22 protein-coding genes and 1 pseudogene are annotated in these 21,921 nt (G+C 59.9%); 6 read left to right on the forward strand and 17 right to left on the reverse strand.

Annotation, left to right across the window (positions count from 1 at the left end):
- Complete coding sequence (gene nrdH / locus S7A_RS05140; protein WP_009088556.1) at window positions 1–243, reverse strand: glutaredoxin-like protein NrdH; 243 nt, start codon at window positions 241–243, stop codon at window positions 1–3.
- A 297-nt stretch (window positions 244–540) separates the two neighbouring features.
- A complete protein-coding gene (locus S7A_RS05145; protein ID WP_009088558.1) occupies window positions 541–858 on the reverse strand; it encodes a DUF883 family protein in 318 nt (105 codons plus the stop codon).
- Window positions 859–1,011: 153 nt separating this feature from the next.
- Between S7A_RS05145 and S7A_RS05150 the strand changes: the two genes are divergently transcribed.
- The 4 genes from S7A_RS05150 to S7A_RS05165 all read left to right on the forward strand — a co-directional run bounded on the left by S7A_RS05150 (window position 1,012) and on the right by S7A_RS05165 (window position 4,323).
- Window positions 1,012–1,347, forward strand: coding sequence for a DUF2002 family protein (locus tag S7A_RS05150; RefSeq protein WP_009088560.1), 336 nt, complete (start codon window positions 1,012–1,014; stop codon window positions 1,345–1,347).
- Window positions 1,348–1,482: 135 nt separating this feature from the next.
- Entirely contained in the window at window positions 1,483–2,892 is a 1,410-nt protein-coding gene (mmuP, locus tag S7A_RS05155) for an S-methylmethionine permease (protein ID WP_009088562.1), read from the forward strand.
- Window positions 2,882–3,817, forward strand: a complete 936-nt coding sequence (gene mmuM / locus S7A_RS05160; RefSeq protein ID WP_009088564.1) for a homocysteine S-methyltransferase — start codon at window positions 2,882–2,884, stop codon at window positions 3,815–3,817. The genes mmuP and mmuM overlap by 11 nt, the downstream gene beginning before the upstream one ends.
- A gap of 86 nt (window positions 3,818–3,903) precedes the next feature.
- Entirely contained in the window at window positions 3,904–4,323 is a 420-nt protein-coding gene (locus S7A_RS05165) for a hypothetical protein (RefSeq protein ID WP_009088566.1), read from the forward strand.
- On the opposite strand, the gene speG is transcribed toward S7A_RS05165, so the two are convergent.
- From speG to S7A_RS05195, 6 genes are all read right to left on the reverse strand, one after another.
- Complete coding sequence (speG, locus tag S7A_RS05170; RefSeq protein WP_009088567.1) at window positions 4,324–4,869, reverse strand: spermidine N1-acetyltransferase; 546 nt, start codon at window positions 4,867–4,869, stop codon at window positions 4,324–4,326.
- A 157-nt stretch (window positions 4,870–5,026) separates the two neighbouring features.
- Window positions 5,027–5,704 carry an ABC transporter ATP-binding protein gene (locus tag S7A_RS05175; protein ID WP_009088569.1) on the reverse strand — a complete coding sequence of 226 codons (678 nt, stop codon included), beginning with the start codon at window positions 5,702–5,704 and terminating at the stop codon, window positions 5,027–5,029.
- On the reverse strand, window positions 5,697–6,527 hold the full coding sequence (locus S7A_RS05180) for an ABC transporter ATP-binding protein (RefSeq protein WP_009088572.1): 831 nt from the start codon (window positions 6,525–6,527) through the stop codon (window positions 5,697–5,699). Before S7A_RS05180 ends, S7A_RS05175 begins: the two co-directional genes overlap by 8 nt.
- The gene (locus S7A_RS05185; protein ID WP_009088573.1) at window positions 6,517–7,374 is read right to left on the reverse strand and encodes an ABC transporter permease; all 858 of its coding nucleotides are present in this window, start codon (window positions 7,372–7,374) and stop codon (window positions 6,517–6,519) included. Before S7A_RS05185 ends, S7A_RS05180 begins: the two co-directional genes overlap by 11 nt.
- Window positions 7,371–8,423 carry an ABC transporter permease gene (locus S7A_RS05190; protein WP_009088575.1) on the reverse strand — a complete coding sequence of 351 codons (1,053 nt, stop codon included), beginning with the start codon at window positions 8,421–8,423 and terminating at the stop codon, window positions 7,371–7,373. The genes S7A_RS05185 and S7A_RS05190 overlap by 4 nt, the downstream gene beginning before the upstream one ends.
- Window positions 8,423–9,991, reverse strand: a complete 1,569-nt coding sequence (locus tag S7A_RS05195) for an ABC transporter substrate-binding protein (protein ID WP_009088577.1) — start codon at window positions 9,989–9,991, stop codon at window positions 8,423–8,425. Before S7A_RS05195 ends, S7A_RS05190 begins: the two co-directional genes overlap by 1 nt.
- A gap of 657 nt (window positions 9,992–10,648) precedes the next feature.
- On the opposite strand from S7A_RS05195, the pseudogene mgtA reads away from it, so the two are divergent.
- Together mgtA and mgtU are read left to right on the forward strand one after the other, a co-directional pair.
- Window positions 10,649–13,349: pseudogene (gene mgtA, locus S7A_RS05200) on the forward strand (magnesium-translocating P-type ATPase).
- Window positions 13,350–13,359: 10 nt separating this feature from the next.
- Window positions 13,360–13,446 carry a magnesium transporter protection protein MgtU gene (gene mgtU, locus S7A_RS21785; protein WP_369750597.1) on the forward strand — a complete coding sequence of 29 codons (87 nt, stop codon included), beginning with the start codon at window positions 13,360–13,362 and terminating at the stop codon, window positions 13,444–13,446.
- A gap of 58 nt (window positions 13,447–13,504) precedes the next feature.
- Here mgtU and S7A_RS05205 read toward each other — a convergent pair whose 3' ends face one another.
- The 9 genes from S7A_RS05205 to S7A_RS05245 form a co-directional block, all read right to left on the reverse strand.
- Window positions 13,505–14,359 carry a PA4780 family RIO1-like protein kinase gene (locus S7A_RS05205; RefSeq protein ID WP_009088581.1) on the reverse strand — a complete coding sequence of 285 codons (855 nt, stop codon included), beginning with the start codon at window positions 14,357–14,359 and terminating at the stop codon, window positions 13,505–13,507.
- Window positions 14,360–14,690: 331 nt separating this feature from the next.
- Window positions 14,691–15,179 (reverse strand): cold-shock protein, encoded by a 489-nt coding sequence (locus tag S7A_RS05210; protein ID WP_009088583.1) that lies wholly within the window; start codon window positions 15,177–15,179, stop codon window positions 14,691–14,693.
- 261 nt (window positions 15,180–15,440) lie between these two features.
- Entirely contained in the window at window positions 15,441–15,686 is a 246-nt protein-coding gene (locus tag S7A_RS05215) for a YmjA family protein (protein WP_009088586.1), read from the reverse strand.
- A 138-nt stretch (window positions 15,687–15,824) separates the two neighbouring features.
- On the reverse strand, window positions 15,825–16,787 hold the full coding sequence (locus S7A_RS05220; RefSeq protein WP_009088588.1) for a ribokinase: 963 nt from the start codon (window positions 16,785–16,787) through the stop codon (window positions 15,825–15,827).
- Entirely contained in the window at window positions 16,784–17,680 is an 897-nt protein-coding gene (gene alsK, locus S7A_RS05225) for an allose kinase (protein ID WP_009088591.1), read from the reverse strand. The genes S7A_RS05220 and alsK overlap by 4 nt, the downstream gene beginning before the upstream one ends.
- Entirely contained in the window at window positions 17,677–18,369 is a 693-nt protein-coding gene (gene alsE, locus S7A_RS05230; RefSeq protein ID WP_009088593.1) for a D-allulose 6-phosphate 3-epimerase, read from the reverse strand. Before alsE ends, alsK begins: the two co-directional genes overlap by 4 nt.
- Window positions 18,369–19,418, reverse strand: a complete 1,050-nt coding sequence (locus S7A_RS05235) for an ABC transporter permease (RefSeq protein WP_009088595.1) — start codon at window positions 19,416–19,418, stop codon at window positions 18,369–18,371. The genes alsE and S7A_RS05235 overlap by 1 nt, the downstream gene beginning before the upstream one ends.
- Window positions 19,419–19,433: 15 nt before the next feature.
- Complete coding sequence (locus S7A_RS05240; RefSeq protein WP_009088597.1) at window positions 19,434–20,423, reverse strand: ABC transporter permease; 990 nt, start codon at window positions 20,421–20,423, stop codon at window positions 19,434–19,436.
- Complete coding sequence (locus S7A_RS05245; protein ID WP_009088599.1) at window positions 20,416–21,921, reverse strand: sugar ABC transporter ATP-binding protein; 1,506 nt, start codon at window positions 21,919–21,921, stop codon at window positions 20,416–20,418. The genes S7A_RS05240 and S7A_RS05245 overlap by 8 nt, the downstream gene beginning before the upstream one ends.

Here is a 21,921-nt window from a genome sequence, read left to right on the forward strand (position 1 = left end):
TTATCCCCCGACAGCGGACAGCGTGCGCAGGGAGGCGATTTTGTCCGGGCGGAAGCCGCTCCAGTGATCGTTATCCGCCATCACCACCGGCACCTGGCGATAACCCAGGGATTTCAGGTTGTCGATCGCCTCGGGCTGGCTGTCGAGATTGATGAGCTGATAGGTCAGACCCTGACGGTCCATCGCACTCTTCGTGGCATTGCACTGGACACAGTTATCTTTAGTGTAAATAATAATGCGCATGATTCGTATTTCCCTCTGTATGCGGTTCGGGTGCCCGGCAATAACGCCACCCGCCTGATTTACGGGCTTCATTCTGGCGGACATCGGGTGTCAGACTGATGGGTTAAATACTAGATGTAGGGGTTTTGGTGGTCAAGCCCACCAGATATAGGGTTTTATGATTTGCATTTGCGCAACACGACCAAAGCCAGCAGGCATGCGCCCTGCGACGCGGAAAAAATCTTTTGTAAATTTTACGGGCCGGATGACAGGCAAAAAAAGCCCCGCACGGGGCAGGGCTCAGAAGATTTTTCGCGCTTAGCGGCGTGAGGCCAGCAGGACACCCACCACGATACCGAAAGCGGCACCGATACCGACACCGTGCCACGGCTTATCATGTACATAGGTATCAACCTGTGCACCGGCATCACGGGCAACCTGGGTCACACGGTTGCTGCCACCATTCAGTTTAGAACGGGTCTGCTTCAGCAGTTTTTCTGCCTGACTTCGGGCAGAGTCCACTTCGTCTTTGGCATCACTGCCGTAAGATTTCAACAGCGCTTCCAGTGAATCGGCCAGTTCGTTAACGTCCTGATTGATATCAATGTCATCGTTTTTTACAGTGCGATTAAACATTTTTTGGCTCCCTTTGATTTAAAAACGTAATACTAGTGTAGACGACCTTGAGATAAACGAGACGCGGGAGGGGGCTTTAGGGAAAATTCCGAATGCCCGCTCTGTCATGCTGATGTAAGGTTGCGAAGCTTTTGAAAGAGGAGAGGATCGAGCATGTATTTACGACCAGATGAGGTAGCGCGCGTACTGGAAAAAGCGGGTTTCGAAATGGATCAGATTACCCCACGGGCCTATGGCTATCGCCGGGGGGAGAACTATGTCTATGTGAATCGCGAAGCGCGTATGGGGCGCATGGCATTAGTGATTCATCCGACCCTGAAAGAGAAGAGCCAGCCGTTCGCTGAGCCGGCGTCTGAAATGAAAACCTGCGATCACTACACCCAATTCCCTCTCTACCTGGCGGGTGATTCACAGGAACATTACGGCATCCCGCACGGATTCAGTTCCCGCATGGCGCTGGAACGCTACATTCAGAGCGTTTTCGGCTGAGGCATCAGGCCCCGCCGCGACGGGGCACTGACGCGCATGACCCCGCTCCCTGTTCTCCTGCCGTTGCAATTCCCGGCTGTGACGCGTATAAATTTGTCCCTTATAGATGTTTAGACGTCCATACGGATAAAATTGATGAGCGAACAGCCAACTTCCCCGCAGCAACAATTTAAACGCACCATGAAAGTCCGCCATCTGGTGATGTTATCGCTGGGCGGTGTCATCGGCACCGGCCTCTTTTTCAACACCGGCTATATCATCTCCACCACCGGGGCCGCAGGCACGCTGCTCGCCTATCTGATTGGGGCGCTGGTGGTGTGGCTGGTAATGGTCTGTCTGGGTGAACTGTCGGTGGCGATGCCGGAAACGGGCGCGTTCCACGTCTATGCGGCGCGCTATCTCAGTCCGGCGACCGGCTATACCGTGGCCTGGCTCTACTGGCTGACCTGGACGGTGGCGCTGGGCTCCAGCCTGACGGCGGCGGGCTTCTGTATGCAGTACTGGTTCCCGCAGGTGCCGGTGTGGGTCTGGTGCCTGGTATTCTGCTGCGCCATCTATCTGCTGAACGTGGTTTCTGCCCGCTTCTTCGCCGAAGGGGAGTTCTGGTTCTCGCTGATCAAGGTGGTCACCATCATCGCCTTTATCCTGCTCGGCGCGGCGGCGATGTTTGGCTTTATCCCGATGAAAGATGGCACGCCTGCACCCGGTCTGAGTAACCTCACGGCGCACGGCTGGCTGCCCAACGGCGTGCTGCCTATACTGATGACCATGGTGGCGGTGAACTTTGCCTTCTCCGGCACCGAGCTGATCGGGATTGCCGCCGGTGAAACCCAGCAGCCGCAGAAGGTGCTGCCGCTGGCGATTCGTACCACGGTGGCACGGTTGATTCTCTTTTTCATCGGCACGGTGCTGGTGCTGGCGGCGCTGATCCCGATGGATCAGGCCGGTATTGTGAAAAGCCCGTTTGTGCTGGTGTTTGAAAAGATCGGTGTGCCCTGGGCCGCGGATATCATCAACTTCGTGATCCTGACGGCCATTCTGTCAGCGGCCAACTCTGGCCTCTATGCGTCGGGACGTATGCTCTGGTCGCTGGCTAATGAAAACACGCTGCCACGTGCCTTTGCGAAGGTGAACCGACGTGGTGTGCCGCTGCTGGCGCTGACCGTCAGCATGATCGGCGGCCTGCTGGCGCTGATCTCCAGCGTGGTCGCGCCTGACACGGTATTTGTGGCGCTGTCGGCCATCTCCGGCTTTGCCGTGGTGGCGGTCTGGCTCAGCATCTGCGCCTCGCACTTTGTGTTCCGTCGCCGTCACCTTCAGCAGGGCAAATCGCTGGCCGATCTCGCCTACCGCGCGCCGCTCTATCCGCTGACGCCTGTCCTCGGCTTTCTGCTCTGCCTGCTGGCGTGCGTCGGCCTGGCGTTTGATCCGACACAGCGCATCGCCCTGTGGTGTGGCATCCCGTTTGTACTGTTCTGCTACGCCGCGTACCATCTGACCCACAAATCATCCCCGAAGCCTGAGGAGGCCAATGATGTCGTATAACCCTGTCGCGCAGGCTTTAACAGAGTCACCGCTGCTGATTCTGGATGGCGCGCTGGCCACCGAGCTGGAAGCGCGCGGCTGTCAGCTTGCCGATGCCTTGTGGTCAGCCAAAGTGCTGATGGAGGATCCTGAGCTGATCTATCAGGTGCACTACGACTACTTTGTGGCGGGTGCCCGCTGCGCCATCACCGCCAGCTACCAGGCGACCCCGCAGGGCTTTGCCACGCGCGGCCTGAGTGAGGATGAGTCCCTGGCGCTGATCGCCCGCAGTGTTGAACTGACACAGCGCGCCCGTCACGACTATCTGGCGGTGCGGCCCGATGCGAAAACGCTGCTGGTGGCAGGCTCGGTGGGGCCTTATGGCGCTTTCCTGGCGGACGGGTCGGAGTATCGCGGGGATTATGCGCTGCCGGAAGCGGAGATGATGGCGTTCCACCGCCCGCGCGTGCAGGCGCTGCTGGCGGCAGGGGCCGATCTGCTGGCCTGTGAAACCCTGCCTTCCTTTGCCGAGGCGCAGGCGCTGGTGAAGCTGCTGGCTGAGTTCCCTGACGCCCGCGCCTGGTTCTCGTTTACGCTGCGTGACGCCGGACACATCAGCGACGGCACGCCGCTGGCAGAGGTGGTGAGCTGGCTGAATCAGCAGCCACAGGTAGTGGCGCTGGGGGTCAACTGCGTGGCGCTGGAGAGCGTAACGCCCGCCCTGCAGCAGTTACAGACCCTGACCGACAAACCGCTGGTGGTCTATCCCAACTCCGGCGAGCAGTATGATGCCGGCAGCAAAACCTGGCATTCTGCGCCGTCGGGCTGCACCCTGCATGACAAGCTGGCCGAGTGGCAACAGGCGGGTGCCCGGCTTATTGGCGGCTGCTGCCGCACCTCACCGGGCGACATCGCGGCCATCGCCCGCACTTGTCAACCGCAATAAGCTGCCGGAATCGGGCGATGATAGCCCGATTGAGGCGGAGAGGGGAGACTACACTCTGATCACTGATCACTCTGTGGACCCCCTCTATGAAACAGCGAATTCTGGCTCTGGCCGCCGCGCTGCTGCTCAGCGGCTGCGCCACCATTGTCGGCAATGAAACCCAACTGGTGCGCATTGACTCTCTGCCGCAGGGCGCGCGTTTTACCGTGCAGGATGAGCGCGGCTATGCGGTGGCGCAGGGTTTCACGCCCCAGACCGTTGAACTGGCCAAATCCACCGGCCGCTACTTCGGCAAAAAGCACTACCTGCTGATGCTGGAAAGTCCGGGCTACGTGCCGGTCACGGTGCCTATCGAAGCACGCGCTAACCTCTGGTATCTGCTGGGCAACATTCCGCTGGGCGGTTTCCCCGGCTGGCTGCTGGTCGACCCCTTCTACGGCGGCATGTATGACCTCAAGCCGGAACATCCGCGTCCCTTTATGAACCCGGTTGGCGCGCGCGGCTGATTACTGCGCGGTCGGCTTCACCATTCCGCCTGGCGTTTTGTGGCGTTCCAGATACTGATGCTGGAAAATGCACATGCGGATGGTGTTGCGGTACTCCCCGTTGATAAAGAACTCATGCTTCAGCACGCCTTCGATTTCGAAGCCGAGTTTGGTGTAGATGTGAATCGCCTTTTCGTTCTCCTGATCCACAATCAGGTAGAGCTTGTAGAGATTCAGCACCGAGAAGCCGTAATCCATCGCCAGTTTCGCCGCCTGTGTGGCCAGCCCTTTGCCCTGATGGGCCGGATCGATGATGATCTGAAACTCGGCGCGGCGGTGCACATGGTTAATCTCAACCAGCTCCACCAGTCCCGCTTTCTGGCCGTCATGCTCCACCACAAAGCGACGTTCGGTCTGATCGTGAATGTGCTTGTTGTAGAGATCGGACAGCTCCACAAACGCCTCATAGGGCTCCTCGAACCAGTAGCGCATCACGCTGGCGTTGTTATCCAGCTGATGGACAAAATGCAGATCTTCCCGCTCCAGCGGACGCAGTTTTACCGTCATCGTCAGACTCCTTGTTAAAAACGTCGTCGCGAGTATACCGCAACGGCAGAGCCTGAGCAGGCGGGAAGCGCGAGCCGTGATGGCCGGGGAGACGATAAGGCGGGCAGAGGCGGAGCAGGAGGGGCCGGACAGCGGAGCGGTGCCGTCCGGCCGGCGATCAGGCGGTGATCTCTTCGATAATACGACCCTGCGCCATGCGCACGGCGCGATCGCACATGTGATCGATCACATCGGGATCGTGGCTGACCAGCACCATGGTCAGGCCATCCTGCCGTTTCAGATCGTTAAGCAGGTTGAGGATCTCCGCCTGCACGGACATATCCAGCGCCGACGTCGGCTCATCCAGCAGCAGGATCTTCGGCTGCAGCAGCAGGGCGCGCACGATGGCGACGCGCTGACGCTGACCACCCGAAAGCTGATGCGGATAGCGATCGGCCAGCGCCGGGTCCAGCCCGACGTGACGGAAACCCTGATCGATACGGTCGTTGATATTATCGCGTTTCAGCAGCTTCAGCGGCTCCGCCAGCGTGCGGCGCAGACGATGCCGCGGATGCAGCGAGGCATAAGGATCCTGAAACACCATTTGCACTTCCTGTCGCAGCGCGCCGGTGAAGGCTTTGCCGGGCTGGACCTGATGACCGGCCAACTGCATCTGACCCTGCCAGTGCGGGTTCAGTCCCGCCAGCACCCACAGCAGCGACGACTTGCCGCAGCCGGACGGGCCGACCAGGCCAAAGCACTCTCCCGCTCTGACCGTGAGGTTAACCTCATGCACCACGGTGCGCAGCTCGTAGCCCTGCTTATGGGCGACGCTTAAATTCGCAAGCTCAATCATGATTTGCCTCCAGTGCCGCGCGGTCCAGCACCGGTAACGCCTGGCCGTGGGTCGCCTTGCCCGGCCGGCAGGCCCACAGCGTGCGGGTGTAGGGGTGGGTCGCGCGGGGCAGGTCAGCGGCAGGCAGCGTATCGAGCAGCCGGCCCTTGTACATCACCATCACCCGTTCGCAGTGTTCCGACACCTGCTGCAGGTCGTGGCTGATCAGCAGCAGACCCATGTTGCGTGCCTCCACCAGACCGCGGATCAGCGCCAGCACCTGATCGCGCATCGCATGATCCAGCGCGGAGGTGGGTTCATCGGCAATCAGGAAGTCGGGATCGGTGATCAGGGCGATAGCCAGCATCACGCGCTGGCCCATGCCGCCCGAGAGCTGATGCGGGTAGTGCTGCATCAGGCGACGCGGGTCGGGCAGGCCGACCGCATTCAGCATCTCACACACTTTCTCTTTGCGCTCGGCACGGCTCAGGCGGCGATGCAGGACCAGCGGCTCCTCCACCTGCCAGCCGATGGTGCGCGTCGGATTCAGGGCATATTTCGGGTCCTGCATCACCATCGCCACGCGGTTACCGCGCAGCTGGCTCCAGTGGCGCTCACTCAGCGTCAGCGCATTTTCGCCCGCGACCTGCAGCTGGCTGGCCTGCAGATGCAGCGCCGGAGAGAGTAAGCCCATCAGGCTGCGGGCAGTCAGGGACTTACCGGAACCGGACTCACCGACCAGCGCCACGCGTTCGCGGCCCACGGAAAAGGTGATGTTGTCGACCAGCAGCGCATCATCGCTGCGAATGGTCAGCCCCTCAGCAGAGAGCAGATTATTTTGCATGACGGGTATCCAGTCGGTCGCGCAGGCCATCGCCTGTCAGGTTAAAGGCCAGGCTGGCAAACAGAATCGCCGCGCCCGGTGCGGCAGCTACCCACCACTGATCGAAGATCACTTTACTGCCCTCGGCCACCATCGACCCCCATTCTGCCGTCGGCGGCTGAACGCCCATGCCGAGGAAACCGAGGCCGGCAGCGGCCAGAATAATTCCGCCGAGGCTCAGCGCGGCGCGCACCACGGCGGTCGGCAGGCAGAGCGGCAGAATGTGACCGAACATCAGGCGAAAGCCGGTAATGCCCTGCATCCGCGCGGCGGCCAGGTAGTCGCTGCGGCGCAGCGCCAGGGTTTCCGCGCGCGCCTGGCGGGCAAACGGCGGCCAGCTGGTCAGCGCCAGCGCCAGCGCGCCGTTCATCAGGCCGGGGCCGAGAATCGCCACCAGCGCCAGCGCGATGACCAGGTTCGGCAGCGACAGGAAGATATCGGTAATGCGCATCAGCACGCGCTCCGTCCAGCCGCCCACATACCCGGCGGTGATGCCGATCAGCAGCCCGGCCGGAATGGTCAGCACCAGAATCAGCGACACCAGCAGCAGGGTAGGGCGCGCGCCATAAATCACGCGCGACAGCAGATCGCGGCCAAAGCCGTCGGTGCCGAACCAGTGCTGCGCCGAAGGCGGCAGCAGGCGGCTCGACATGGTCTGCAGATTGGGATCGAACGGCGCAATCAGCGGGGCTAACAGCGCCATCAGAATCAGGATCGCCACCAGCGTCAGCCCAACGGTTAACGAGGTAACGCGTTGACGGCGACGGCGTGGTCGCAGCGTTTCGAGTTCAGAGAGTTGTTGCGTCATCGGGTTCTCGGATCGGTTAACCAGGTTAAAACATCCGCCAGGGTGTTAATCAGAATAAAGCAGCCGCCGATCAACAGGGTTGAGCCCAGAATCGCCGGCACGTCGCCGGAGAAGAGCGCGTTGGTCATATAGCGGCCCACACCCGGCCAGGCGAAGACGGTTTCGGTCAGCACCGAGCCTTCCAGCAGCGTGGCGTAGGAGAGGGCGATAACCGTCACCAGCGTCCCCAGCACGTTGGGGAAGATGTGACGCAGCAGGATGCGCACCCGACCCGCGCCCTTGGCTCGCGCCAGCACCACATACTCTTTGCTGCTCTCTTCCAGCAGCGCGGCACGCAGCAGACGGGTAATGCCCGCCATCGCCAGCAGGCCCAGAATCACCACCGGCAGCCAGAGGTGCGCAATCGCGTTGCGGAACATCTCCGGTTCACCCGACAGCCAGCTGTCGATCAGCACAAAGCCGGTTTTCGGCTCCAGGGTATAGATCCAGATGTCATCCAGCCGTCCCGGTCCGGCAGACCAGTGCAGCACCGCATAAAAGAGCAGCAGACCCAGCAGGCCGAGCCAGAACACCGGCACCGAGTAGCCGAGCAGGGAGATAAAGCGGGCGAGATTATCGATCCAGCTGCCCGGTTTCCAGGCCGCCAGCAGCGCCAGCGTAACACCGAAGATAACCGCGAAGATCATCGCACAGGTGGCCAGCTCAATGGTGGCCGGGAAGGTGGACATCAGGTCGCTGCTCACCGACTGATTCGTCAGGCGGGAGACACCGAGGTCGCCCTGCGCCAGATGTTCAATGTAGCGCCAGAACTGTGTCAGCACCGGCTGGTCAAGACCGAGGTCGTGGCGCACCTGCGCATAGGTAGCTTCACTGGCGTGATCGCCCGCGATCTGCTGCACCGGATCGATCGGTGAGAGATGCGACAGCATAAAGGTAAAGGCGAGCAGGCCGAGCAGCGTCACCAGCAGCGACAGCACGCTGCCGAGCAGACGCCCGCCCCGCTGCCAAAAAAGCCGGGCGAACCCGGCTGAAGGAACAGACTGAGCCATTACTTGGTGACCTGCGAGTAATACACCATGTCAGGGTTGATGCCCTGGACATAGCCTTTCAGGTTGTCGCGCAGGGCGATGAGGTTCTTCGCCTGCATCCCAATCACGTAAGGTGAGTTCTTCATCACTTCACGCTGCATCGCTTCATACAGTGCCACCCGTTTTTTCGGATCGCTTTCGGCGGTCGCCGCAATCACCTGCTTGTTCAGCTCAGGAATGTGCCAGTCTGAACGGTAAGCAATGGTTTTGCTGCCATCTTCCGGATTGTAGGCAAAGGAGGCGGCATTGGTGTTGGGGTCAAAATAGTCGGAGCCCCAGGCGTTCAGCGTCGCTTCATACTTATGCGCCTTCACGTTGGTGGAGACTTCGGAGCTCAGGCCCGGCACCACTTCGACCTTCACGCCGCCTTTGGCGAAGCTGCCCTGTAGCGCCTGCGCGATATCCAGATAAGGCGGCTGGTTGCTGGTGGAGAGCTTAAAGGTCACGTTGGTCAGGCCCGCTTTCTTCAGAATCGCTTTGGCTTTTTCCGGATCGTAGCTGTAAGGCGTGTCGTTGATCGCGCCCAGGAAGCCTTTGGGCAGGAAGGACTGGTGCACGTCGAACTGGCCTTTCAGCAGCTCATTGGCGATGCCTTTGTAATCCCACAGGTAGCGCGCCGCTTCCCAGAAGGCCGGGTTCTTCAGCGTGTCGTTCGCGCCGATGTTGAACTGGATATAGTAGAGCGACGCCATCGGAATCGCTTCGGTCTTCACGCCCGCTTTGCCGTTCAGCGCGGCGATCTGGTCAGCCCCCAGGTTACGGGCGATATCCGCATCACCCTGTTCCAGCAGCAGACGACGCGCGGCCGGTTCCGGCACGTTTTTGATCAGGATGTTTTTCATTTTGGGTGCGCCCGCCGGTGAGGTCGGGTTAGCACTCAGCAGCACCACCTGATGCATGACCACTTTACGGATCTGATACGGGCCGCTGCCCGCAGAGTGGGTGGCCAGCCAGGCGTTACCGAAGTCGCCATTTTTCTGGTTCGCCATCGCGGTTTTCTCATCGACGATTGAGGAGACCGGGGCGGAGAGCAGGCTCAGAACATAGGTCGGGCTGACGTTGGCGGTCCAGCTGATCTGCACATGGTTGTCATCGACCTTTTTCAGGAAGCCATCGACGTTCTCTTTGGTCCAGCCGAGCTGCGTCAGAATGAAAGAGGGGTCCAGGTTCAGTTTGACCACGCGGCCCAGCGAGAAGATCACATCTTCCGGACGCACAGGGTTACCGGTAGAGAACTTCGCATCTTTGCGCAGTTCAAAGGTCAGACTGCGGTTGTCGCTGCCAGGCTGCCAGGCGGTCGCCAGCGTCGGCTTCAGATCCACCGGGTTCTGCGGGTCAGACTGGACCAGGCGCTGATAGATGTTGGTGAAGGCCTGAACGCTGGTCAGTTCAAAGCCTTTTGCCGGGTCAAAGCTGTCTGCATCGTCTGTGGACTGCGCGATGACCAGCGTATCTTTGGGGGTGGCGGCCTGGGCTGTGAAGGAGGCAGCCAGCGTCAGCGCCAGCAGTGATGGAATTATAGTTTTCATGAAATTTCCTTGCCTTAGAAAGTTACGCGAGTTTACGAAAGGGCCGATGTGAAGAATAGTCGAATATGGGCTAATCATATGCCTTAAAGTTATAAGCGATGGGTTGTGGTTATAACAGCGTAACGGCGTTGTTAGCGAAGCGGCAGGCTGAGCAGAAACAGAACCTCAACGAAGCGGTTATTTCCCACGAAACGGCTTTACCACAATCCCGCTCTTCTTATAATAGCGGCATCTCACTACTGGAGTATTCCGTTGGACAGTCACCCTGAATTAACGATTATTCTGGCAAGCTGAATTTTCTCTGCTGCTTGCCAACCGGCGAGCAGCGATCCCCCGTTTTAATTCCCGATCGCGCTCCTTAATAATTTCCCGTTGTCTGTGGGAGTGCGCGTTATACTGCTGTTTATCTTAGCCCTTTTTCCTCCGCCTCGTCTGGCGTAGCTCAGGCTGCGCCCGACCGCTGATATCAGACCCGGATTACGCTGTGTTTAAACAGCGTCACGCTTCGCTGCGCGCGACATTATTTTCTGCGCCGTCAGAAACGCGTGTTCATTTCTCAGGGTCGCCTCATTAAATAACCCGGCTACGCCAGGTTTTATCCATGCACGTTATTTTGCGTGCAGGACAACCATTGCTTTAAAACAGGGAGATGTCGAAATGAGCGACATGAAACTGGAACAGGCTGCCATCCTCGCCTCCGGCAACCGCAACGATAAAAAAGTAAAAAACATTTGCCGTGACCCGGCAGGCAGGTCAGCACGTTGAGATGACGCTGTCGAACCTGCGCACGCATCGCCAGGGGCTGACCCAGGCTGAAGCGGCAAAACGCCTGGCCACCTATGGCCGCAATGAAGTGGCCCATGAGAAAGCGCCACCGGCGCTGGTGCAGCTGCTGATGGCGTTTAACAATCCGTTTATCTATGTTCTGCTGGTCCTGGCACTGGTCAGCCTGTTTACCGACTACATACTGCCGCTGCGCGCCGGTCAGGAGACCGATCTCTCCGGGGTGATCATCATCTGCACGATGGTGACGCTGAGTGGCCTGCTGCGTTTCTGGCAGGAGTTCCGCACCAACCGCGCGGCGCAGGCACTGCAGTCTCTGGTGCGCAGCCAGGTCACCGTGCTGCGGCGCGAGGCGGGCAGTGAAACCGCACAGCGTCAGGATGTGGATATGAGCGAACTGGTGCCGGGCGATATTATTCTGCTCAGCACCGGCGATCAGGTGCCCGCGGATGTCCGGCTGCTGAGTTCACGCAATCTGTTCATCAGCGAAGCGGTGCTGACCGGAGAGTCTCTGCCGGTGGAGAAACAGAGCCTGGATGCCGGTATCGACGCCCATGACCGAACCGATCAGGAGCTGCTGGCGTCAGCCAACATCTGCCTGATGGGCACCAGCGTGGCCAGCGGCACCGCCAGTGCCGTGGTGGTGGCGACCGGTGGCGACACCTGGTTTGGCTCACTGGCCTCCTCGCTGACCGGCAGCCGTCCGCAGACCGCTTTTGATCGCGGCGTTAACAGCGTCAGTAAACTGCTGATCCGCTTTATGCTGGTGATGGTGCCGGTGGTGCTGCTGATCAACGGCTTTACCAAAGGCGACTGGATGGATGCGACGCTGTTTGCGCTGGCGGTGGCGGTCGGGCTGACCCCGGAAATGCTGCCGATGATTGTCAGCGCCAACCTGGCAAAAGGCGCCATTGCGATGTCACGCCGCAAAGTGATCGTTAAAAAGCTCAATGCCATTCAGAACCTGGGGGCGATGGATGTGCTCTGCACCGACAAAACCGGCACGCTGACCCAGGACACCATTCTGCTGGCGCATCATCTGGATACCCGGGGCGCGGAGGATGCGGAGGTGCTGCTGCTGGCCTGGCTCAACAGCGGCAGCCAGAGTGGCGCAAAAAACCTGATGGATCGCGCCGTGCTCTGCGCCGGAGACAAGGTTATTTCACAGACCCGGCGCAGCCAGTATCAGCTGATCGATGAGGTGCCATTCGATTTTACCCGCCGCCGCGTTTCGGTGCTGGTGGAAGATCTGGCGCAGCATCGCTCACAGCTGATCTGCAAAGGGGCGGTGGAAGAGATGCTGGCGGTGAGCATCGCCGTCCGGCAGGGCGATGAAGTCGTCGCGCTGGATGCGGCACAGCGCGAGGCGCTGCTGGCGCAGACCGAACGCTACCATCAGCAGGGCTATCGGGTGCTGCTGGTGGCGACCCGTGATGATGAACTGCACGCGCCGCTCAGCGAAAGTGATGAGCGCGATCTGGTTATCCAGGGAATGCTGACCTTCCGCGATCCACCGAAAGCCAGCGCCGGTAAGGCGATTAAAGCCCTGCGCGACAGCGGCGTGGCGGTGAAAGTGCTGACCGGGGATAACCCCCTGGTGACGCAGCGGGTCTGTGCCGATGTCGGGCTGACCGATCCGGCGATGCTGACCGGCGAACAGATTGAGGCGATGGACGACACGCAGCTGGCACTGGAGGCGGAACGCTGCACCCTGTTTGCCAAGCTGACGCCGCTGCAGAAATCACGTCTGGTGCGCCTGCTGCAGCAGAACGGTCATACCGTGGGATTTCTGGGCGATGGTATTAACGACGCGCCTGCGCTGCGGACGGCCGACACCGGGATTTCCGTAGACAGCGCGGCGGATGTGGCGAAAGCCTCGTCAGACATCATCCTGCTGGAGAAAGATCTGCAGGTGCTGAACGAGGGGGTATTAAAGGGACGTGAGACCTTTGGCAACATCATTAAGTATCTCAACATGACCGCCAGCTCGAACTTCGGCAACGTTTTCTCGCTGCTGGTCGCCAGTGCCTTTATTCCGTTTCTGCCGATGCTGTCGATTCATCTGCTGATTCAGAATCTGATGTATGACGTCTCCCAGCTGGCGCTGCCGTGGGACAAGGTTGACCGTGAGTTCCTGAACAAGCCGCGCAAATGGGATGCCGGCAACATCAAACGCTTTATGCTGTGGATGGGGCCAACCTCGTCGATTTTTGATATCACCACCTTTGCGCTGATGTGGTTTGTCTTCAGCGCGAACCATGCGGGCGTGCAGTCACTGTTCCAGTCCGGCTGGTTTATTGAGGGGCTGCTGTCGCAGACGCTGGTGGTGCATATGCTGCGTACCCGGAAGATTCCGTTTATCCAGAGTCGCGCCACCTTGCCGGTGATGCTGACGACTTTGGCGATCATGGCACTGGGCATCCTGATTCCGTTCTCACCGCTGGGCGCGATGGTCGGACTGGTGCCGCTGCCCTGGCAATATTTCCCCTGGCTGGTGCTGACGCTGTTCAGCTACTGCCTGGTGGCGCAGGGCATGAAACGTCTCTACATCCGTCGTTTCGGTCAGTGGTTCTGAGGAGGGGAAGATGAAAAAAAGCAGGCTGGATAGCGTTTTTGTCAGCGTCATGATTATCGGCGTCACCCTGATTGCGCTGACGGTTCTGGTGCGGTGACAGAAGAAAGAGCATGCGGCAGCGAGGTGACTCGCTGCCGTTTTTACTGGCGGGGCACCTATTCCTGGTCGCGCTCCCGGCTGGCGCGCTGACGCTCGTAATACTCATCTTCAGCGGTGATGATCTCATCCAGCAGGGAATCCATATCCACGTCGCGCTCCTCTTCCACAAACTGGCCGGTGAGCGTCGTTTCCGGGGTTAACTTACCCTCTTCATAGAGCTGCCAGATCTCGCCGGCATAGCGCGTCTTTAAAAGCTGCGGGGCGAACTGCCCGTAGTAGGCGGTGATGTTATTCACGTCACGCGCGAACATCGACTCCGCATGGTTGTTGGCCGCCGCATCCACCGCCTGAGGCAGGTCGATGATCACCGGTCCCTGATCATCCAGCAGGACGTTGAACTCCGACAGGTCACCATGAACGATACCGGCACAGAGCATCCGAACGATGTTGCGGATCATGGTGTTAAAATCGGTGATCGCCTCCTCTTCGGAGAGCGTCACGTCGCTGAGGCGCGGCGCGACCGAACCATTGGCGTCGGTGACCAGCTCCATCAGCAATACCCCGTCGATGCAGAGATAGGGCTGAGGCACGCGCACACCGGCGTTAGCCAGACGAAACAGGGCGTCGACTTCGGCGGTCTGCCAGGACTCTTCCTGCTGCTTACGGCCAAACTTTGAGCCTTTCTGCATGGCGCGGGCGTTACGGCTGTTGCGGGTTTTCCGGCCTTCCTGATACTGAACCGCCTGCTTAAAGCTGCGCTGGGTCGCCTCTTTATAGACTTTGGCGCACTGCACTTTGTCACCGCAAAGCACGGTGTAGACGTCTGCTTCCTTGCCGCTTTTCAGGCGCTGCAGCACATCGTCAATCAGGCCGTCATCGACCAGGGGCTGAATTCTGTTTGGGATTTTCATGCGGCTTTATACCTTATTTCACCCACTTTTCGTATCAATTTGCGCTGATGGAAAACCTGAGCCATGCGTGAACAAAGTCTGTAATTCTACCCTGGAAAACGCTTCAGGGGGATGATCCTTGCCTGACCCGCGTTTCTGACCGGTTTTTTTCCGCAGGCTGTCAGAGGGTGGCGTGCTGAAGCAGAAGGGGATACGTGCGGCCCCGTGGTGCAACAGAGAAACCTAGGGAGCATGGCGTCAGATGCGCAGCGACGGGACAGGTTCAGGGAGAGAGGGGCAGCGGGCCGGTATCCTTGTGCGGCGGCGCACAGGCATCCGGCCCTGCGGCGGGTTACTTCAGGGACTTGAGCACTTTGACCGTGCTTTCAATGTCGATCTCATCTTCGGAGAAGATCAGCGTCGAGCCCTGGAAGGTGGTGACCGCCAGCTTTTTCAGCGAGCGCATCTCACCCGGTTTCGCGTCTGATTTAGGCCGGATGTTATTCAGCAGCAGACCCACTGAGAGCACCGCGTTCTCTTTGTCGATACCGGTATCCGCTGGCACTTCTTCGCTGTAGACCAGGTAAGACTTGATCGAGGTGATTTTCAGCCGCTCGCCCGCGATGAAGATATATTTACTCTCCGGGGCCACCTTCACCGCATAGGCGGATAAGCCTTTGTTGTTGGTGGTTGGCTCAAACGTTACCGCCGCATCTTTCTTAATCAGATCAGGATTGGCGACCTTAATCACATGAAAATAGCGGTTATCGCCGTTTTCATCTTTGATAAAGCCGAATCCTTTATCTTTAAACCAGGTTGTGATTGTTCCGTTCATCGCCATTTTTCTTGCCTGCTTACTCTGCTCAGTTTTTACAGCGCGCAGTGTAAAACACAATGCCTGCGCAGACTATATCAGTCTGGACGATAATTTTCCGGCATGCCAGGGGCGGCGGCGCGTCAGGCGGCGGGGTAAAAAGCGGGGCGGAAAAGGGGAAGGCGGGGATATCAGGCTGTCCGGCGCCGTGCTCCGCAGCGGAGCGATCGGGCAGGCGCACCAGACGGGCTGCCGGAAAGCGCAGGCCCGCCTGAGGATCAATCGCCGTTACTCATTGCCCCAGCGGTTCAGGAATTCAGCGATATCATCAATACGCTGCTCGTCGATGCCCGCTTCACGCGCCATCTCCTGCTGCGACGCTTCACTGATCTCCTCGTTGTTCATTAAACGGGTGATGAGCAGCTGGAAGTAGTGCGCCAGCGGAGTGCGTTCCGCTTCGTCCACCGGCTTCGCGGACTCGGTCGCATACTCATCGGCGACATCGTAATACTTAAGAGGGATTTCGTTGGTCATAATGGGGTCCGCTGGATTAACGTCGGTTCAGAGGCTGCCAGGGGGCCTGGCGTGTGGCGCTATTATTTCGTGTCTGGACGGGGGCTGTAAAGGGGGAGAGGCGGCAGATGACACTGCCGCGTAATCGGGCTGTCTGCGTCAGGCGGTGATACTCTCAATCGGCTCGACAAGACACTCCGGGTGCGCCTGCAGGCGTGCCAGCGCCTCGGCATAGGAGGGCATGGAGTCGGCCGCGCCAGCACGCTCGACACAGAGTGAGGCAAATGCCGCAGCAAAGCGCGCCGCCTGCGGCAGGTCATCGCCCGAAGCGAGCCGGGCGGCGAGCGCGCCATTGAATGCGTCTCCCGCACCGGTGGTATCGCGCGGCTGCGCCGGGAAGAGCGGAATGCGCTGCTGCTCCGCAGGCGTTGACAGCAGCGCTCCGGCGATGCCCAGCGTGATGATCACCTGACGCGCCCCTTTGCGATGCAGCACCGCGGCGGCGCGGCGGGCGCTGTCAAAATCGGTGACGGTTACGCCGCTGAGCTGGGTCGCCTCGGTGCTGTTGGGCGTCAGCAGATCGATCTTTGCCAGCAGCGCATCGCTGACTTTTTGCCAGGGGGCCGGATTGAGGATCACAAAGGTGCCGCTGGCTCGGGCGTTGTCGATCATGCGCTGGATGGCGCTGAGGTTATTTTCGAGCTGCACCAGCAGGATATCTGCGGCGGCTACCGTCGGCTGACAGCGCGTCACCTCTGCGGCCGTCACGGTGGTATTGGCGCCGGGATAAACCGAAATCATATTTTCCGCATCATCGCCTGCAACATAGATCAGGGCGTTACCGGTGGGCTTCTCCTTACAGGTAAAGAGCGTAATGGCGTCAAAGCCGGTTTTCTCCAGATGACGACGCGCAAAGAGGCCGAAATCGTCGTTACCCACTTTCCCGATGTAGTGCACCCGCGCACCTGCGCGCAGCGCCGCCGTGGCCTGATTTGCTCCTTTTCCGCCCGCACCCATCATGCTGTGGTGCGCCGTCAGCGACTCACCCGGTAGCGGAAAGCGACGCATCACGGCGACTACATCGAGATTAAAAGAGCCGAACACACACACTTTTCCTTTCATCCTGCGCTCCTGAACAGGCGTTCGGCGGCGAGACAGGCACCGCGACAGCCCGTGTAGTCGGTTGAGTGGCTGAAAACAATCTTCAGGTTTTCGCGTGTGACCGGTGGCCGCAGATGCTGCTGGATCTGGCTGCGCAGCAGGGCCAGCGGAAAATCAGCCATTGCCAGCACGCCGCCGCCAAGGATCAGATATTCCGGGTCGAGTATATTCATCTCGGTGGCGATCAGCTGCGCCAGACGTCGCACAAACGCCTGAAGTTCCGGCTGCTCCCCGTGGCGGGTAAACAGCGCGGCGATAGGCGTGTCGGCGGCGTTCAGAGCGGCCCAGTGACTCAGCCAGTGACCCGAGGTCAGGGTCTCCGCACAGCCGCGATTGCCGCACGGGCAGGGGAGATCGTTTCCGGCGACGGGCACGTGGCCCAGTTCGCCTGCACCACCATGCTCGCCGTGATAAAAATGGCCATTCAGCCACAGGCTGTTGCCCATCCCGGTGCCGGGATAGAGGCCCACGGCGTTATCCGGCAGCTGCTCCAGCTGCAGCAGATCCCACAGCATCAGATGGTTCACATCTTTGTCCATCGCGACCGGCACGCCGAGTTGCGCCGCCAGACGCGCCGCCACCGGCTGATGATCCAGCGCCTGAATAAAGGGCAGCGAGATCACCTGTTTCCTGTCGCGGCTGAGGATGCCGGGCAGCCCCAGCATGATGCCGCTGACCGGCTGCTGCTCCAGCGTTTCATCAATGAGCTGTGCCAGGGCCTGCAGCGCATCGGGCTGCTGCGCCCAGCTGATGGTGGGCACCTTGCGAAAGCTGCTCCAGACGCCCCCCTCTTCCATCAGCTGCAGCCGGGTACCGGTGCCGCCGATATCGATACCGAGCCAGCGTGATCTCATGCGGACACCTTCGCCAGCCCCTGGGCCTCATCAATGCTATCGCGCATCATCTCCCACGCGGTGGCTAAATCGTCATGGATATTGAACAGGCCGGAGGTGCCGACAATCAGCACTTCCGCGCCTGCACCGATCAACTGGTGATAGGTGCGGGTGTTGCAGGAGCCGTCGATCTCGATCAGATAGTGAAAGCCGTGCTGCTCCTTCAGCGCTTTCAGCTCACGCACCTTTTCCACCATTTCCGGAATAAAGGGCTGGCCGGCGTAGCCGGGGTCGACCGTCATCACGGTGATCTTATCAAGCAGATGGATATAGTGCTGAAGGTATGACACCGGCGTCGCCGGATTCAGCACCACGCCCACCTTTTTATCGAAGCTGCGGATGAGGTTAATGACGCGAAACGCATCGCGATTGATGGTCTCCGCGTGCGGACAGATATAGTCAGCGCCCGCTCTGGCGACCGCCTCGATAAAGTCGGTTGGCTCTTCCACCATCAGATGCACGTCGATCGCCACGCGGGTAAAAGGACGGATCTGCTCAATAAAGAAGGGAGAGAGCGTGATGTTCTTAACGTAGTGACCATCCATGATATCCACATGAAGAAAGTCAGCGCGCGAGTCGAGGATCTGCAGCTGGTGCTTGATCTCCATCAGGTTCATACACATCAGTGACGGGGAGATTTGAGTACGCATCATACTTCCTTCTTTTCAGTCAGAGGATTAAGCACCGCGGCCAGCCTGCTGAGCTTTACGGCACGGTGTTCGTTGAATCGGGTTTTGAATTGTTTGAAGGCGAGAACCACAATCAGCACCGCGCCCCACATGGCCAGGCTTACGTGCTGGCTGATATTCATCAGATTGAAACCGGTGGAGAGCACCTGCAGCGCAATCAGCGCCAGCACCACGCCGGTCACACGGCCGAAGCCCCCGTTGGGATCGGTGCCGCCGAGAATAATGGCCAGCACTGTCAGCAGCAGATAGGCGTCGCCGTAGCCCATACGGGCGGAGTTGAAGCGCGCCATCATGATCAGCCCCGCCAGCACGCAGAGCAGGCTGGAGATCACATAGACCAGCATTACCATGCGATGGGTGTTGATCCCGCTGAACCAGGTGGCGTTGATGTTGCTGCCGCCCATATAGATGCATTTACCGGCACGGGTTTTACCGAGGAACAGCGCCAGCAGCGCGGCGGCGACTAGGAACACCCAGAGCGGCAGCGGCATGCCCAGCAGCGTGTCAGCCCCCAGCGCCTGCACCACCGGCGGCATGCCGCTGACGGCCGCGCCGTGGGTCAGCCAGATCCCGATGCCGTTCAGCGTCATCATCGTCGCCAGCGTCACCAGAATCGGATGTGCGCCGATCCGCGTCACCATCAGCCCCGTCACTACGCCGATCGCGGCCGCGATCAGCATGGCGCCAAGGATGGCGATAAAGAGCCACAGCAGCTGCAGCGCTATCCCGGCACCGGCGGGCAGGGCGCTCATCAGCGTCCAGGCGATAAACAGCGCTGTGAGGTTAGCGGTCGCGATAATGGCGAGGTTCAGGCCGCCGCTGAGGATGGCGATAAACATCGCCAGCGTCAGTAAGCCGAGTTCCGGCAGCTGAAACGCCATACTCATAAAGGTGGAGTCGGTCAGGAAGCGCCCCGGCAGCATCACCGTAAAGGTGGCCAGCGCCAGCGCAATCAGCAGCATCAGGCCGATGTTGGTCCCGTCGGGTCGCAATGCAGTCAGTGATTTCATCATCAGTGCCCTCGGTCACACGAAACTGACGTCAGTTTCTTTGCGTTTTTTGTAGTGGGTCACGGCGATCGCAATCATGATGACGCCGCCTACCACGATATTCATGAAGTAGTTCGAGACGCCGACCAGGTTGAGGCCGTTCTTGAGAATGGCGATCAGGAAGACCCCCATCAGCGTGCCGCTCACCGTGCCTTTGCCTCCCATCAGGCTGGCACCGCCCAGCACCGTGGCGGCCAGCACGTCCAGTTCGCCGCCAACCAGCGCGTTGGGCACCACCTCGCCCATGCGATAGACCTGCACCAGCCCGCCGATGGCCGCCATCGCCCCCAGCCAGCCGTAAGCGAACACGTGAATCAGGCCGACGCGGATACCAATACGGCGGGCCGACTCTGCATCCCCGCCAACGGCGTAGAGCTGGCGTCCAAGGTTAGTTTTGTTCAGCAGTAGCGCGGTGACAGCGGCGATCAGCAGCATGGTGACCAGCGGCAGTCCGACCTGGAAGCTCTCACCCTGCCAGTTGAACGGCAGCACGTTGCGCAGCGTGATCCACCATTCCGGCAGCGAGTAGAGGCTGCGGCCCCCGGTCACCCACATCAGCAGCCCGAACAGCAGCGACTGCATGCTGATGGTGATGATGATGGAGACCACCCGCAGTGTGGTGATCAGCAGGGCATTGAGCACCCCGAACAGCGTGCCGCACATCACCGCCAGCAGAATGCTGAGCAGCGCATTGTCGAACTGGAACTGCACAAACAGCGACGCCAGCAGGTACTGCACCACCGAGGCGACGGCCGCAAACGAGATATCGATCCCACCGGTGACCAGCACCACAAACAGGCCCAGCGCAAAGATGCCGGTAACGGCGTAGCTCTCCGCCAGATCCAGCAGATTCTGCATGGTGAGAAACTGGTCGCTGGCGAGCGAGAAAAACAGAATGAACGCCAGCAGCACCCAGGCGAGCCAGCCCTGACTGGAGTGCGGACGGAAACGGGAAAAGTCAGGCATTGATCACCTCCGCCAGCTGCTGCTGTTCGACGCTATCGGGTTGGTATTCAGCATGGATCGTGCCATCGCGGAAGTGCAGGATCCGGTCGCAGTTGTACCAGACCTCCGGCACCTCGTCGGAGATCAGGATGATCGACAGACCCTCTTTCGCCAGCTCATGGATCAGCTGATAGATGCTGGCCTTGGCACCCACATCGACGCCGACGGTGGGGGAGTCGAGGATCAGAATGCGCGGCTGGGTCAGCACCCATTTCGCCAGCACAATTTTCTGCTGGTTACCGCCGGAGAGGGTGGAGATGGCAAGATTTGGATCGGCGACGCGCACGCCAAGCTGCTGGATCCACTGCAGAATCAGCTTGTTCTTACGGTACTCATCGATCAGGTGAAAGCGGTTCTGCAGCTTGTCGAGGATCGGCAGCACCATGTTGTCCGCCACCGACTGCTGCTGCACCAGGCCCAGCGTCAGCCGATCTTCCGAGACGTAGCCGATGCCCGCTTTGATCGCATCTTCATGGCCGCGAAAGCGCACCGGCTTGCTGTCGAGCCAGATCTTGCCGCTGTCGGGACGGGTCATGCCGAACAGCGACAGCGCCAGCTCCGTACGGCCGGAACCGAGCAGCCCGCACAGTCCGAGCACCTCACCTTCATAGAGTTTAAAATTGACGTCGTGATACTGACCGGCGCGGGTTAACGACTCGATCTCCAGAATGGCGCGATCGCTGTTGCGCGTCGGGGCTTTCAGCTGATAGTCGAGTTTCAGGCCGGTCATCAGCTCTGTCAGATGGTGCGGCGTCATCTCACGCGCAGGCCAGCAGCCCATTTTGCGTCCGTCGCGGATCACCGTTACGCGGTCGGAAATCTCCAGCACCTCATCCAGCCTGTGGCTGACAAACACCACGCAGATGTTCTTATCTTTCAGGTAGCGCACGGTACGCAGCAGCTGATTGACCTCAGTGCGGGTCAGGGAGGCGGTCGGCTCATCCATGATCACCAGACGCGCATCGGCGACCAGCGCACGGCAGATTGCCACCTGCTGACGCTGCGCGATAGAGAGCGCCGCGACCTTCTCATCCAGATCGAGATCGAACTTCAGCTCGGTAATGATAGTGCGCGCGCTCTCCCGCAGACGTGCGCGGTGGTGCCAGCGCAGCAGGCCGTTGAGGTTATGCTCGAAGGCGATGTTCTCTGCCACGCTGAGGTTGGGGAACAGCGAGAGATCCTGATAAATCACCTGGATACCGAAGTCGCGCGCCTGCCGGGTAGTGAGGCGCGGCAGCGCCGGACCGTCGCCCAGCGTGATGCGGCTGCCGCTGTCCGGGGCGTGCACCCCGGAGATAACTTTGATCAGAGTGCTCTTGCCACAGCCGTTGGTACCCGCAAGGCAGTGCACTTCGCCTGCCCGCAGAGTCAGGGAGATATCGCTGAGAGCGCGGTTACCACCAAATGTTTTCGACAGATTCCCGAGCGCAATCAGTGTCTGTGGAGTGACCTCTTGCAT

The organism is Pantoea sp. Sc1, from assembly GCF_000255315.1.
GTDB classification, from domain to species: domain Bacteria; phylum Pseudomonadota; class Gammaproteobacteria; order Enterobacterales; family Enterobacteriaceae; genus Pantoea; species Pantoea anthophila.

What these genes read in the sequence shown, in the direction of transcription:
- speG (WP_009088567.1), bottom strand. Translation starts at nt 4,869, where the DNA reads ATGACGGTAAAACTGCGTCCGCTGGAGCGGGAAGATCTGCATTTTGTC.
- S7A_RS05145 (WP_009088558.1), bottom strand. Translation starts at nt 858, where the DNA reads ATGTTTAATCGCACTGTAAAAAACGATGACATTGATATCAATCAGGAC.
- alsE (WP_009088593.1), bottom strand. Translation starts at nt 18,369, where the DNA reads ATGCGTACTCAAATCTCCCCGTCACTGATGTGTATGAACCTGATGGAG.
- S7A_RS05205 (WP_009088581.1), bottom strand. Translation starts at nt 14,359, where the DNA reads ATGAAAATCCCAAACAGAATTCAGCCCCTGGTCGATGACGGCCTGATT.
- S7A_RS05180 (WP_009088572.1), bottom strand. Translation starts at nt 6,527, where the DNA reads ATGCAAAATAATCTGCTCTCTGCTGAGGGGCTGACCATTCGCAGCGAT.
- mmuP (WP_009088562.1), top strand. Translation starts at nt 1,483, where the DNA reads ATGAGCGAACAGCCAACTTCCCCGCAGCAACAATTTAAACGCACCATG.
- nrdH (WP_009088556.1), bottom strand. Translation starts at nt 243, where the DNA reads ATGCGCATTATTATTTACACTAAAGATAACTGTGTCCAGTGCAATGCC.
- S7A_RS05150 (WP_009088560.1), top strand. Translation starts at nt 1,012, where the DNA reads ATGTATTTACGACCAGATGAGGTAGCGCGCGTACTGGAAAAAGCGGGT.
- S7A_RS05215 (WP_009088586.1), bottom strand. Translation starts at nt 15,686, where the DNA reads ATGACCAACGAAATCCCTCTTAAGTATTACGATGTCGCCGATGAGTAT.
- S7A_RS05240 (WP_009088597.1), bottom strand. Translation starts at nt 20,423, where the DNA reads ATGCCTGACTTTTCCCGTTTCCGTCCGCACTCCAGTCAGGGCTGGCTC.
- S7A_RS05220 (WP_009088588.1), bottom strand. Translation starts at nt 16,787, where the DNA reads ATGAAAGGAAAAGTGTGTGTGTTCGGCTCTTTTAATCTCGATGTAGTC.
- S7A_RS05190 (WP_009088575.1), bottom strand. Translation starts at nt 8,423, where the DNA reads ATGGCTCAGTCTGTTCCTTCAGCCGGGTTCGCCCGGCTTTTTTGGCAG.
- mgtU (WP_369750597.1), top strand. Translation starts at nt 13,360, where the DNA reads ATGAAAAAAAGCAGGCTGGATAGCGTTTTTGTCAGCGTCATGATTATC.
- S7A_RS05235 (WP_009088595.1), bottom strand. Translation starts at nt 19,418, where the DNA reads ATGAAATCACTGACTGCATTGCGACCCGACGGGACCAACATCGGCCTG.
- mmuM (WP_009088564.1), top strand. Translation starts at nt 2,882, where the DNA reads ATGTCGTATAACCCTGTCGCGCAGGCTTTAACAGAGTCACCGCTGCTG.
- S7A_RS05175 (WP_009088569.1), bottom strand. Translation starts at nt 5,704, where the DNA reads ATGATTGAGCTTGCGAATTTAAGCGTCGCCCATAAGCAGGGCTACGAG.
- alsK (WP_009088591.1), bottom strand. Translation starts at nt 17,680, where the DNA reads ATGAGATCACGCTGGCTCGGTATCGATATCGGCGGCACCGGTACCCGG.
- S7A_RS05195 (WP_009088577.1), bottom strand. Translation starts at nt 9,991, where the DNA reads ATGAAAACTATAATTCCATCACTGCTGGCGCTGACGCTGGCTGCCTCC.
- S7A_RS05210 (WP_009088583.1), bottom strand. Translation starts at nt 15,179, where the DNA reads ATGGCGATGAACGGAACAATCACAACCTGGTTTAAAGATAAAGGATTC.
- S7A_RS05245 (WP_009088599.1), bottom strand. Translation starts at nt 21,921, where the DNA reads ATGCAAGAGGTCACTCCACAGACACTGATTGCGCTCGGGAATCTGTCG.
- S7A_RS05165 (WP_009088566.1), top strand. Translation starts at nt 3,904, where the DNA reads ATGAAACAGCGAATTCTGGCTCTGGCCGCCGCGCTGCTGCTCAGCGGC.
- S7A_RS05185 (WP_009088573.1), bottom strand. Translation starts at nt 7,374, where the DNA reads ATGACGCAACAACTCTCTGAACTCGAAACGCTGCGACCACGCCGTCGC.